Origin of the sequence: Microlunatus elymi (assembly GCF_007362775.1) — a bacterium.
Classification (GTDB): Bacteria; Actinomycetota; Actinomycetes; order Propionibacteriales; family Propionibacteriaceae; genus Microlunatus; species Microlunatus elymi.
The window spans coordinates 2,212,101-2,224,903 of record NZ_CP041692.1 but is presented as its reverse complement, the minus strand read 5'-3'; the positions used below and the strand labels follow the sequence as shown (position 1 = coordinate 2,224,903).

Below are 12,803 nucleotides of genomic sequence, written 5' to 3'. Positions count from 1 at the left end.
ATGGTGCGATGGCCGACGACCAGCAGGACGCGCAGCCGGTGACCCAGCGGGAGCCGGTGCTGACCGCCCGCGACGTGTCGGTGGAGCTGGGCGGACTGCCGGTGCTGCGCGGCATCTCGCTGGCCGTCCATCGCGGCGAGACGGTGGCTCTGCTCGGCGGGAACGGTTCGGGCAAGTCCACCCTGGTACGAGCCCTGCTGGGCCTGACCGCGTTGCGCCGCGGCTCGGTTCGGCTGTTCGGCACCGAGATCGGGCGCTTCCGTGACTGGTCCAAGGTCGGCTACGTGCCGCAACGGTCCACCATCGACCTGACCCGGGCGAAGGTGAACGAGATCGTCGGCTCCGGTCGGCTCGGTCATCGGCTGCCCTTCGTCCCGCCGCGGGCCAAGGACCGGCAGGTGATCGGTGAGGCGCTCCAGGTCGTCGGGCTCGCCGACCGGGCGCAGGCCGAGATGCAGCAGTTGTCCGGTGGCCAACAGCAGCGAGTATTGATCGCCCGCGCGCTGGCGGCCGAACCGCGGCTGCTGGTGCTGGACGAGCCGACCGCCGGAGTTGATCTTGAACACCAGCAGATCCTGGCCGATGTGCTGACCGAGCTGCTGCGCCGCGGGATGGCGATCCTGGTTGTGCTGCACGAGATCGGTCCGCTGACGCCGTTGGTCGATCGGGCGATCGTGCTGCGGGACGGCCGGATCGTGCACGACGGCGAACTGCCCCGTTCGGCCACCGAGCTTCATGATCACCAACGGGCCGGGCACGGTGGGCACGAGGTGGGTGAGATTTCCGGCCCTTCGGCAAGCTCAGGGCCCTTCCTTCCCAGCTACGGAACCTTGCCTCCCAGCTCCGGTCCTCTGCAACCACCGTCGGCGTCATCGGGCAGGAGCGAATCATGATCTGGGTCCTGCATTACCCGTTCATGCAACGGGCGTTGATCGCTGCGTTGCTGACCGGGCTGATCGCGCCGGCGATCGGTGCCTACATCGTGCAGCGACGACTCAGCCTGCTCGGCGACGGTCTCGGTCACGTCGCGATCGCCGGCGTCGGTCTGGCGCTGCTGACCGGGAGTGCGCCGTTGCCGGTTGCGGTGCTGGTCTGCGTGGCCGGTTCGGTGACGGTGGAGATCCTGCGGCAGCGCGGCAAGGCCACCGGCGACGTCGGCCTGGCGATCTTGTTCTACGGCGGACTGGCGGCCGGTGTGTTGATGTCGGCGTTCGCCGGTGGCGGCACCGGCGCGCTGTCGCAATATCTGTTCGGTTCGCTGACCGCGGTCAGCCCGTCCGATCTGATCATGATCGGTGTGCTCGCGGTGGTGGTGCTGATTCCGACGATCGGCCTTGCCCCGCAGCTGTTCGCGGTCAGTGCGGATGAGGACTTCGCCCGTGTACTCGGGTTGCGGGTGCGGTTCTACAACATCCTGGTGGTGATCTTGGCGGCGATCACGGTGTCGCTCTCGATGCGTACCGTCGGGCTGCTGCTGGTCAGCGCGCTGATGGTGGTCCCGGTCGCCGCGGCCAACAATCTGGTACCGGGTTTCTATGCCTCGTTGGGTTGTGCGATGGCGATCGGGGTCGTGGTCTCGGTCGGCGGTGCGGCCGGTTCGTACTACGCCAACGCCGCCCCCGGTGCGTTGATCGTGGTGCTGGCGATCGCGGTGTTCGCGATCAGTTGGCCGGTGTCGGCGCTGCTGCGACGCCGACGTCGTATGCCGATCACGCTGCCGCAGTCGGCCGAACCGCCCGGCATCAGGTCACCGCACGTGCTGGCCGGGACCCATCCGCACCAGCACGGCGATCCGGACTGTGATCATCCGTCGGTGCAGCACGGTGATCACGTCGACTATGTCCACGACGGCCACCGGCACGCCGTCCATCGTGATCATTACGACGAGCACTGAGGAGCGAGCGTGGTTTCGATGAGCGAGGCTGACTCCAGGAGTGAGGCCGTTTCCACCGGCGGAGCCGGCAAGTCCGGCGCTCCGCAACGCCGGACCAGGCAGCGGGCAGCGGTGGACAAGGTGCTGTCGGCGGGCACCGATTTCCGAACCGCACAACAGATCCACGACGAGTTGCGGCATTCGGACGCGGCGGTAGGCCTGACCACCGTGTACCGGACGCTGCAGCTGATGGCCGACAGCGGCGAGGTCGACGCGATCCGTACCAGCGACGGCGAGATGAGTTACCGCCGCTGTTCCGGCGGCCATCATCATCACCTGGTCTGCCGCAGTTGTGGCCGTACGGTGGAGATCTCCGGCCCCACGGTGGAGAAGTGGGCGAACGCGGTCGCGGCCAAGTACGGCTTCCGCGATGTTGATCATGAACTGGAGATCTTCGGCACCTGCGGCGATTGCTGACGGCGGCAGCTGGTCGTCCTTGCCGGATCGGCCCCTGATAGGCGAACAACGGCGCCCGTACGGCCTATCATCAGCAACGTGTCACAGGATTCGGAAAGCCCGCTGCCCGCGCCGATGGTGCGCGCCAGCGATCACGATCGCGAGGCCGCGGCCGAGCAGTTGCGGGCCGCGGTCAGCGACGGACGGCTGGAGCTGTCCGAGTTGGACGAGCGGCTGACCGCCGTCTACCGGGCCAAGACCCGCGCCGAGGTGGCCGCGACCACAGTTGATCTTGAACCCGCAGACACCAAGCCGCTGACGCTGACCACCAAGAGCGGATTCCTGCGCCGTACCGGAGTGTGGTCCGCACCGGCCGAGATCACTGCCCAGGTGGACTCGGGTTCGATCAAGCTCGACTTCACCGGGGCGCGAGTGCCCGGGCGGGAGGTGCTGGTCCGCGCCACCGCAAAGTCGGGCCGCATCGTGCTGGTCGTCCCGCACGATTGGGCGGTGGTGATGGACGACGTGTCCAGCGGCGCCGGCCGGGTGCCCAACAAGGTCGGTGGCGATCCGGCAACGGCTCGTCACGTCGTCCGGGTTGTCGGGACCGTGGGCGCCGGGGTGATCAAGGCCCGCTACCCACGCCGCCGCTTCATCGACTGGATCCGCGGCCGATCCAACTGATCACCGGCCGGAATCCTCGACCACGTTGGGAATTGCGCCACCGTAACGGCGATCCCGATCGACGTAGAGCTCGATCGCCCGCCACAGATCACGGCGGTCGAAGTCCGGCCACAGTTGATCAAGGAACACCATCTCTGCGTACGCGGACTGCCACAGCAGAAAGTTCGACGTGCGCTGCTCCCCCGAGGACCGGACGAACAGATCGACATCGGGAATCTCCGGCTCGTCGAGATAGTTCCGGAAGGTCGCCTCGGTCAGCTTGTCCGGATTCAGCTCGCCGGCGGCGGCCCGCTGCGCGATCCGCCGAGCAGCGTCGACGATCTCGGCCCGGCCACCGTAATTGACGCAGAACTGCAGCGTCAGCACGTCGTTGCCCGCCGACTGCGCCTCCGCCGACTCCAGCTCACTGATCACACTGCGCCACAACCGCGGCCGGCGACCGGCCCAGCGGATCCGGACACCCATCGCATCCAACTCGTCGCGGCGACGGTGGATGACGTCCCGGTTGAACCCCATCAGCCAGCGCACCTCGTCCGGCGACCGCCGCCAGTTCTCCGTCGAGAACGCGTAGGCCGACAGGTATTTCACGCCCACCTCGATGGCGCCCTCGATCACGTCGAACAACGACGCCTCGCCGGCGGCGTGCCCGTCGGTGCGCGGAAGATTGCGGGCCTTGGCCCAGCGACCGTTGCCGTCCATCACGATCGCGACATGCTGCGGCAGCTTGCCGGCCGGTATCGCCGGCGGCCGCGCACCCGACGGATGCGGTTTGGGTGGCGTGTTGACGCGGAGCGTCGCCCTGCGTGGTGTGTTGGCGCGGAGCGTCGCCCCAGGCGGCATCGGATCGCGGCGGTACGTCGCCGGCTTGCGTTCCCGTCTCGGCACGGGCCAGACACTACCGCCGCCGAGGGGTAAAAACGTCGGACGAGATGCGTCGAAACCCCCTCCGGACGGGGGTTGGGGCCGTCTGCTCCGACATCTTTACCGCTTGTCGCGGAGCAACGGCGATGCGGCCGGAGCATCGGTCGATGCCGGACCGGTCTTGGACCGGCGCGCCGCCGGCGGCGTAGGGTCCGGTTGGACCGGCGGTCCGGCCGAACCCAGTCCGATGAGGAGCCAGCCGATGACCAAGATCACCGAGGTACGGGTGACGCCGATCCTGATCAGCGATCCGCCACTGCTGAACATCCAGGGCGTCCACCAGCCGTACGCGCCCCGGCTGATCATCGAGGTGGAGACGGCGGCCGGCGTCCTCGGACTCGGCGAGACCTACGGCGACACCGATTTTCTCAACCTGGCCAACGAATTCGCGCCCCGGCTGGTCGGCTCGTCGCTGAGCGTCAACGACCTCGAGTCAACGGTCCGGCAGTGTGCCGAACAGATCGAGTTGTCCCGGATCGACACCGGCGTCCGGGCCGGCGGGTTGCGCGGGGCCCGGACGATCGCCAAGACCGCTCGCAGTGTCGCCTCCGCATTCGAGGTGGCGATCTACGACGCGCTCGGCCAGGAGACCGGTCTGCCGGTGCACGCGCTGCTGGGTGGCAAGGTCCGCGACAGCGTCGAGTTCAGTGCCTACCTGTTCTATCGCTGGGCGGAGCATCCTTCGACAGGCTCAGGAAGCTCCGGGGAAGGCGGCTCAGAAATCCCCGACGAGGGGCTGCCGAAGGACGACTGGGGTGCCGCACTCGATCCCGAGGGCGTCGTCGCGCAGGCCCGGCGGATGGTTCGCGACTACGGATTCGGCTCGTTCAAGCTCAAGGGCGGCGTGTTCGAACCGGCGCAGGAGGTGGCCGCGGTCAAGGCACTGGCCGAGGCGTTTCCCGGCCACCCGGTCCGGCTGGATCCCAACGGCGCCTGGTCGGTGGCGACCAGTCTGCGGGTTGCCGCCGAGCTCGAGTCCATCGCCGAATACCTGGAGGATCCGACCACCGGCACCGAGCAGATGGCCGAGGTCGCCCGCGGCACCAGCCTGCCGCTGGCCACCAACATGTGCGTGACCTCGTTCGAGGAGATCCCGCACGCCTTCGCCACCGACGCGGTGCAGGTGGTGCTGTCCGACCACCACTACTGGGGTGGCCTCCGGGCGACCCAGGAACTTGCCGCGATCTGCCGTACCTTCGGCGTCGGCCTGTCGATGCACTCCAACACCCACCTGGGGGTCAGTCTGGCCGCGATGACCCAGGTCGCGGCAACGATCCCGACCCTGCGCTACGCCTGTGACACCCACCGGCCGTGGCAGACCGAGGACGTGATCACCGAACCGCACACGTTCGTCGACGGACGGCTGCCGGTCACCGACGCGCCCGGGCTCGGTGTCGAGCTGGACCATGATCAACTTCACCGGCTGCATCAGCGTTGGCTCGACCTGCCGATCCGCGATCGCGACGACGCGGCGGCTATTCGACGGGTACATCCGAACTGGACGGAACCTCGCTGGTGACGGCTGCTCGCCACAGCAGCAGGCCCGCCAGCAGCGCACCGATGGCTGCGCCGATGGTGTTCGTCACCACATCGCTGATCGAGGCGGTCCGAGTCGCGGCCAGCAGGGTGGCCTGAATCCCCTCGATCAGCAGGCTGAACAACAGCCCGAACAGCAGCCCGGCCCACCATCGCCCGAACTGCAGAGCGACCAGGAACCCGATCGGCACGAACATGCCGACGTTGGCCGCCTTCTCCAGCGTGGTGTAGCTGAACCAGGACGCCGACCGGTAGTGCGACCCCAGGGCCAGGATCGCCGCGATCAGGCCGGGCACCCGATCATCGACGGTCCGGACCGACATGGTGACCAGGCAGACGAACGCAACGTAGCCGACCATCAGCAAGATCACGATCCGGCGCCAGAGCATGGCTCTGATCATTCCCCACCGGGCAGCTCGTCGATGCCGAACGCGGGAATTCGCGCCGTCAACTCCGTAGGACGGTCATCTCCGGGCGGACGGTCAACCGGGCTGGGATGGCCGGATACGCTCTCGGCGTGTTGTCGCTGGAGTTGGTGCAGAGCTTCGTGACGGTCGCCGAGGAGTTGAACTTCGGCCGCGCCGCCGAACGGCTGAACGTCACCCAGCCGCCGTTGAGTCGCCGGATCCAGCAGTTGGAACGCGACCTCGGCGTCGAGTTGTTCGTACGGTCCCATCGCGGGGTCACACTGACTCCGGCCGGCGAGGCGTTCCTGGGCGATGCCCGCCGGCTGCTGGCGCTGGCCGAGGAGGCACGGGCGACGGTGCGCCGCGTGCCCGGCGGTGAGGTCGGTACGGTGTCGGTCGGCTTCACCGCGGCGACCGCGTACGAGTTCCTCGCCGACCTGCTGCGGCTGGCCGCCGATCGGCTGCCCGGCGTCCAACTGGTGCTGCGCGAGATGGTCACCGGCGCGCAACTGCAGGCGCTGCATCAGAACTCCCTCGATCTCGGGTTGATCCGGCCACCGGCCCGCGGCAGCGATCTGACCTCGCTGCCGGTCGCCTCCGAGCCGATGCTGGCCGCGGTGCCGTCGGGCTGCGAACTGGCCGGCTCGGCCGAGTTGTCGGTACGCGACTTCGACGGTCGGCCGCTGGTGATGTTCGATCCCGCCGGTGCCCGCTACTTCCACGACCTGGCGCTGGCCGCGTTCCGCAGCGCCGGCGTCACGCCGGAGATCCGGCAGTACGTCACCCAGATCCACACCGCGCTGGCACTGGTCGGGGCAGAGGTCGGGCTGGCCCTGGTGCCGCAGGCCGCGCGGGCGCTGCGATTCGAGGGGGTCACGTTGCTGCCGGTCGGCGACCTGGCCGGCTTCCCCGCCGAGCTGGAGGTCTGCTGGCGGCCGGACCGGATCAATCCGGCCCGGGACCGGCTGATCGCCCTGCTCACGGATCGAGTGCTGTTCACCGATTGACTGCAGCGTCACCGCGATGGGGAAGAATGTGTGAGTGCCGACCTATCGTGACGCGGCCGTCGTGCTGCGGACCCACAAGCTGGGCGAAGCCGATCGGATCGTCACCATGCTCAGCCGCGAGCACGGCAAGCTCCGGGCGGTGGCCAAGGGGGTGCGCCGGACCTCGTCCAAGTTCGGGGCCCGGCTGGAGCCGTTCGGCCACGTCGACATCCAACTGGCCACCGGGCGGACCCTCGATGTCGTCACCCAGGCAGTCACCCTGGACGCCTTCGGTCAGGGACTGATTGCCGACTATCCGCGCTACACCGCCGGCGAGGCGATGCTGGAGATGGCCGACCGGCTGGCCGCCGAGGAGGGCGAGCCGGCGCTGCAGCAGTATCGGCTGCTGGTCGGCGCACTGCGGGTGCTGGAGGCCGGGATCACCTCCGACGGACCGCGGCCGCCGTCGATGATCCTGGACTCCTATCTGCTCCGGTCGCTGGCGATCGCGGGTTATGCGCCCTCGTTCGACGACTGCGCCCGCTGCGGCACGGTCGGCCCGCATCAGGCCTTCTCCCCCGCCGCCGGTGGGGTGGTGTGCGAGAACTGCCGCCCGGCCGGGTCGGCGCGTCCGGCCGCCGAGACGCTGGCCCTGCTCGGCGCGCTGCTGGAAGGCGACTGGCCGCGGACCCGGGATGCCGAGGCGATGGCGGTCAGGCAGGCCAGCGGCCTTACCGCCGCCTACGCCACCTGGCATCTGGACCGGAACCTGAAGTCGCTGGCCCATGTCGAGCGATGATCCGCTGAACACCCGACGACCGGCGCGGACCTTCGGCCGGCCGCCGCCGCAACCTGTGCGACCGGCTCATGATCAACAACCGGCCGATCATGGTCGCCACACCATCCACGAAGGCTGGTCCTGGACCTCCGGCATCATGATCATCTCGCTGGTGGTGATCATGATCGTTGCGCTCGCGGTGATCCCGTTCGTCTCCCGGACGCTGGACCGCAACGCGCATTCGTACGGCCCGGTCGAGCCGGTCGATCCGGGCAGCCGCAATGACGGCAGTTCCGGCGCCGGCGATCCGTACTATCCCTATTACGGCAACGGCGGTTACGACGTGCAGAAGTACGCGATCGACGTCAGTTGGCGGCCCCAGTCGCAGGCCCTGGTTGGCCGGACCACGATCACCGCACGGGCCGAGCACCGACTGGATTCCTTCTACCTCGACCTGGTGTTGCCGGTCAGCGCGGTGATCGTCGGCGATGCCGCAGCCGAGTTCGCGCGCGAGAGTCCGTACGACGTCAAGATCACCCCGAAACGATCACTGCGGGCCGGAAAGCCGTTCACCGTGATCGTTTCCTACGCAGGGAATCCGGCCGATTACAAGATCAACAACAGCACACCGTGGTACGTCACCGGGGATGAGGTGACCGCCGCCGGCGAACCCGAGGGTGCCGCCTGGTGGTATCCGTCCAACGACTACCCGGACGATCCCGCGACGTACCAGGTGACGATCACCGTGCCAGCCGGGATGGAGGCGATCAGCAACGGACGGCTGGCCTCCTTCACCCACGTCGACGGCAATCGGGGAGGCGCCTACGACCGCTGGCGCTGGGTCACCGACCAGACGATGGACACCTACCAGTCGTTCATCTCGATCGGCCAGTACGAGATCAAGAAGGGCACCGCCGACGGTATGCCCTACCTGTACGCGGTGTCGGACCAGCTGCCGAAGGAAACCCGGCAGAAGGCGTTCGCCAATCTGGCCCGGACCCCCGAGATCGTCGCCCAGTTGGCGAGCTACTGGGGCACCTACCCCTACCACCAACTCGGCGGCATCGTGCCGGCACACCGGCTCTGGTACGACGGTCTGGAGGCGGCGACCCGGCCGGTCTACGCGGCGCGGGCGATCGCCTCCGACGACGCGACCGACCTGATCACCCACGAGCAGGCGCACATGTGGTTCGGCGACACCGTGACCATGGAGCAGTGGAACGACATCTTCGACAACGAGGCGTACGCCTCCTTCTCGGTCTGGCTGCGGGCCGAGCGGACGGGGGGCCGCAGCGCCGATGATCAACTGAACGCCGACTACGACCGGCTGAAGGACAATCAGGCCTTCTGGCGGATCCCGATGAACGATCCGGGCAAGGATCACCTCTTCGACGCGGTCTACTACCGCGGGCCGATGACGCTGCAGGCGCTGCGGAACGTGATCGGCGACGACGCCTTCTTCCGACTGTCCCGGCAGTGGGTGCAACGCCGGGAGCCGTCCAGCCTGGAGGACTGGATGGCCGCCGCGCAGCAGCAGACCACGATCGACCTCACCCCGTTCTTCACCGCCTGGATCTACGCCGAGACGGTGCCCGCCCGCACCGCCGCCAACGGCTTTCGCTGACGCGGCCGCTTGGCGTCGAATGGGCCGATCCCGGAGGTCCGGGTTGTCCTCCGGGTCGACCATCCGCTGCCTGCTGCCGGGACGGGCCCGAAGTGAAACGTTCCGATTGTTGGTAATCTGCCCTCTCCAAGCGGCGTCGGGAAAGCGATTTACCGACGCTTCGGCAACGATTTGCGAAAGCTGGCACGCAGTAGTTGACCAAAAGGTCACTGCTCGCTTACCTTGCTTCGGAAAGCGGTTCACTCAACGTGGAAGGTCGCCGTACATGTCCATCAGCAGAAGGCAGTTCTTGACCGGTGCGGCCCTGGCCGCGACGGCATCGACAGTCGGGCTCTCTGCCTGCAGCAATTCGGGAGGCGGCTCCGACTCCGGAGACGGCACCGCAACCCTCGCGTTCGGATGGTGGGGAAACCCCGTACGCAACAAGAACACCAACGCAGCCATCGCTGCCTACATGAAGGCCAACCCGAAGGTCACCATCAAGGCCCAGCCCGGCGAGTGGTCGAGCTACTGGGACAAGCTGGCCACCCAGACCGCGGCGAACAACGCGCCCGACATCATCCAGATGGACATGGCCTACATTAGCGAGTACGGCACCAAGGGCGCCCTGCTCGACCTGAGCAAGTACGTCAACACCGACAAGTTCCAGGCCGGTACGGTGGATGCGGGCAAGGTCGACGGCAAGCTGGTCGGCATCAACGCCGGCATCAACAGCCTGGCGTTCATGGTCAACCCGAAGGTCTTCAAGGCTGCCGGGGTCGACATCCCCGACGACAAGACCTGGACCTGGGACGACTACAAGGCCATCGCGGCCGAGGTCACCAAGAAGTCCCCGTCCGGCACCTTCGGCAGCGCCAGCCTGTTCAGCGACAACCTGCTGCAGGCCTGGCTTCGGCAGAACGGCAAGGACGAGTACACCGCCGACGGGAAGCTCGGCTTCACCGCGCAGGACATCATCCCGTACCTGCAGATGATGCTGGACTTCGAGAAGGCGAAGGCGATCCCGGGCGCCTCGGCGATCAGCGAGGATCAGGGCAAGTCCACCGACCAGAACATGTTCGCCACCGGCAAGGTCGGCATCGCGCTGAACTGGAGCAACCAGCTCACCACGGTCACCGAATCGGTCGGCAGCGAGATCAAGATGCTGCGCTACCCGACGATGACCGGCAACGTGGCCGATCGCAAGGCGTGGTACAAGGCGTCGATGCTGTGGTCGGCCTCCAGCCGGACGAAGTACCCGGAGGCTGCCGGCAAGCTGATCGACTGGTGGGTGAACAGCACCGAGGCAGCCAACATCAACCTGGACGAGCGGGGCCTGCCGGCCAACACCGAGATCGTCAAGGAGATCACACCGAAGTTGACCGACACCGGCAAGGTCGCGGCGCAGTTCATCGCCGACATCAAGCCCGAGCTCGGCGACACCCCGGTCGCCCCGCCGCCCGGCGCCGGCAATCTCGGTGACGTGCTGAACCGCTACCAGACCGACCTGCTGTTCGGCCGGATCAACATCAACGACGCGGCCACCAAGTTCGTGGACGAGGTCAACTCCAACATCCAGCAGGCGTCGTAGTTTCCAGCGTCACCGGTAAGCACCCTCCGCGGGAGTAGGTAACAGTCACACCATGAGCGCAATCTCGGAACTGAGTTCACTGAAGCGTGGCCCACGCCTGCGCACGAAGGAGGAACGTCGCGCACGGGCGAAGGAGGAGGGCCGGGACAACAAGGCCGGCTATCTCTTCCTTCTCCCGTGGCTGGTCGGTCTGATCGTGATCACGATCGGGCCGATGTTGATCTCGTTGTATCTGTCGTTCACCGACTACAACATGATCCAGGCGCCGCAGTGGGTCGGGCTGGAGAACTTCACCCGGATGCTGCACGACGACCGGCTGATCCACTCGTTGAAGGTCACCTTCATCTACGTGTTCGTCGGCGTACCGCTGCAGTTGATCTTGGCGCTGGCGATCGCGGTGCTGCTGGACAAGGGCATGCGGGCGCTGTCGTTCTACCGGTCGATCTTCTACCTGCCGTCGATGCTCGGCTCCTCGGTCGCGATCGCGGTGCTGTGGCGGCAGATGTTCGGCACCGACGGCCTGGTCAACCAGGCGCTGAACGCGATCGGTATCCACTCCACCATCGGCTGGATCTCCGACCCGAAGTACGCGCTGGGCACCATCATCCTGTTGCACGTATGGACGTTCGGGTCACCGATGGTGATCTTCCTGGCCGGACTGCGGCAGATCCCGGAGATGTATTACGAGGCCGCCGCCGTCGACGGCGCCACCCGCTGGCACCGGTTCGCCAAGATCACCCTGCCGATGCTGTCGCCGATCATCTTCTTCAACCTGGTGTTGCAGATCATCGGCGCCTTCCAGTCCTTCACCCAGGCGTTCGTCGTCTCCGGCGGCACCGGCGGTCCGTCCGACTCGACGATGTTCTTCACGCTTTACCTGTACCAGAAGGGATTCGGCCAGTTCCAGATGGGCTACGCCTCGGCGATGGCCTGGGTGCTGCTGGTGATCATCTCGATCTTCACCGCCATCAACTTCTTCGCCTCCAAGTATTGGGTGTTCTACGATGACTGAGACGCTGACCACCAACCCGCGCGAGCAGGCGTCGACGTTCGAGGCGGCCCATGCCGCAGCGCACCGTCGCTATCTGGTCCGCTCGCGGATCAGGTCCACGATCAAGCACACCCTGCTGATCGCCGTCGGGCTGCTGATGATCTATCCGCTGCTGTGGCTGATCGTCAGCTCGTTCCGGCCGAACAATCTGATCTTCCGTTCACCGGGGCTGTGGCTGACCCACCCGACGATCGACAACTACATCCGCGGCTGGAACGCCCTTTCGTCGCCGTTCGGGCACTACCTGATCAACTCCGCGATCGTGGTGATCGGGGCGATCCTCGGCAACGTGATGTCGTGTGCGTTGGCCGCGTACGCCTTTGCCCGGTTGAAGTTCCGCGGTCGTACGCTCTGGTTCGCGATCATGCTGATGACGCTGATGCTGCCGATCCATGTGGTGATCGTGCCGCAGTACATCATCTTCAACAACATCGGCTGGGTGAACACGTTCATCCCGTTGATCCTGCCGAAGTTCCTGGCCACCGACGCGTTCTTCGTGTTCCTGATGGTGCAGTTCATCCGCGGCATCCCGCGCGAGCTGGACGAGGCCGCCCGGCTGGACGGCTGCGGTCACTGGCGGATCTTCTCCCGGATCATGCTGCCGCTGATGGTGCCGGCGATCGCCACCACGGTGATCTTCACCTTCATCTGGACCTGGAACGACTTCTTCGGCGCACTGATCTACCTGACCTCGCCGGACAAGTACACCAGCCCGGTCGCGCTGTCGCAGTTCCTCGACGCGACCAGCGGCAGCGACTGGGGCGGCATGTTCTCCATGTCCATCCTCACCCTGATCCCGGTCTTCCTGATCTTCCTCTTCGGCCAGAAGTACCTGATCAGGGGCATCTCCACCACCGGCATCAAGTGAGCTGACGCCACATCCGCTCGCGCGCACCCTCGGCGCTCCCGCGCAGGTT

The 12,803-nt window shown here is 66.8% G+C and carries 13 protein-coding genes; 11 read left to right on the top strand and 2 right to left on the bottom strand.

Features of this window, described 5'->3' with window-relative positions:
• Positions 1 to 8: 8 nt before the first annotated feature.
• The 4 genes from FOE78_RS09990 (at position 9) to FOE78_RS09975 (ending at position 3,013) form a co-directional block, all read left to right on the top strand.
• On the top strand, positions 9 to 893 hold the full coding sequence (locus FOE78_RS09990) for a metal ABC transporter ATP-binding protein (protein ID WP_143986156.1): 885 nt from the start codon (positions 9 to 11) through the stop codon (positions 891 to 893).
• Entirely contained in the window at positions 893 to 1,894 is a 1,002-nt protein-coding gene (locus FOE78_RS09985) for a metal ABC transporter permease (RefSeq protein WP_407662653.1), read from the top strand. Before FOE78_RS09990 ends, FOE78_RS09985 begins: the two co-directional genes overlap by 1 nt.
• Positions 1,895 to 1,912: 18 nt before the next feature.
• Positions 1,913 to 2,350 carry a Fur family transcriptional regulator gene (locus tag FOE78_RS09980; protein WP_143986155.1) on the top strand — a complete coding sequence of 146 codons (438 nt, stop codon included), beginning with the start codon at positions 1,913 to 1,915 and terminating at the stop codon, positions 2,348 to 2,350.
• A gap of 78 nt (positions 2,351 to 2,428) precedes the next feature.
• Entirely contained in the window at positions 2,429 to 3,013 is a 585-nt protein-coding gene (locus FOE78_RS09975) for a DUF1707 SHOCT-like domain-containing protein (protein ID WP_143986154.1), read from the top strand.
• Here FOE78_RS09975 and FOE78_RS09970 read toward each other — a convergent pair whose 3' ends face one another.
• Entirely contained in the window at positions 3,014 to 3,898 is an 885-nt protein-coding gene (locus tag FOE78_RS09970; RefSeq protein ID WP_228266133.1) for an isoprenyl transferase, read from the bottom strand.
• Positions 3,899 to 4,136: 238 nt separating this feature from the next.
• Between FOE78_RS09970 and FOE78_RS09965 the strand changes: the two genes are divergently transcribed.
• A complete protein-coding gene (locus tag FOE78_RS09965) occupies positions 4,137 to 5,453 on the top strand; it encodes a glucarate dehydratase family protein (RefSeq protein ID WP_228266132.1) in 1,317 nt (438 codons plus the stop codon).
• Here the strand turns inward: FOE78_RS09965 and FOE78_RS09960 are convergent.
• Positions 5,410 to 5,859 (bottom strand): VanZ family protein, encoded by a 450-nt coding sequence (locus FOE78_RS09960; protein WP_168207456.1) that lies wholly within the window; start codon positions 5,857 to 5,859, stop codon positions 5,410 to 5,412. The genes FOE78_RS09965 and FOE78_RS09960 overlap by 44 nt on opposite strands.
• Positions 5,860 to 5,966: 107 nt before the next feature.
• Here FOE78_RS09960 and FOE78_RS09955 point away from each other — a divergent pair, with 107 nt between their 5' ends.
• From FOE78_RS09955 to FOE78_RS09930, 6 genes are all read left to right on the top strand, one after another.
• Entirely contained in the window at positions 5,967 to 6,884 is a 918-nt protein-coding gene (locus FOE78_RS09955; protein ID WP_143986151.1) for a LysR family transcriptional regulator, read from the top strand.
• A gap of 34 nt (positions 6,885 to 6,918) precedes the next feature.
• Entirely contained in the window at positions 6,919 to 7,662 is a 744-nt protein-coding gene (gene recO, locus FOE78_RS09950) for a DNA repair protein RecO (protein WP_143986150.1), read from the top strand.
• Complete coding sequence (locus FOE78_RS09945; RefSeq protein ID WP_143986149.1) at positions 7,649 to 9,265, top strand: M1 family metallopeptidase; 1,617 nt, start codon at positions 7,649 to 7,651, stop codon at positions 9,263 to 9,265. Before recO ends, FOE78_RS09945 begins: the two co-directional genes overlap by 14 nt.
• Positions 9,266 to 9,530: 265 nt before the next feature.
• Positions 9,531 to 10,835 (top strand): ABC transporter substrate-binding protein, encoded by a 1,305-nt coding sequence (locus FOE78_RS09940; protein ID WP_143986148.1) that lies wholly within the window; start codon positions 9,531 to 9,533, stop codon positions 10,833 to 10,835.
• Positions 10,836 to 10,887: 52 nt separating this feature from the next.
• Entirely contained in the window at positions 10,888 to 11,847 is a 960-nt protein-coding gene (locus FOE78_RS09935; protein WP_143986147.1) for a carbohydrate ABC transporter permease, read from the top strand.
• A complete protein-coding gene (locus tag FOE78_RS09930; RefSeq protein ID WP_143986146.1) occupies positions 11,840 to 12,754 on the top strand; it encodes a carbohydrate ABC transporter permease in 915 nt (304 codons plus the stop codon). The genes FOE78_RS09935 and FOE78_RS09930 overlap by 8 nt, the downstream gene beginning before the upstream one ends.
• Positions 12,755 to 12,803: the final 49 nt, after the last annotated feature.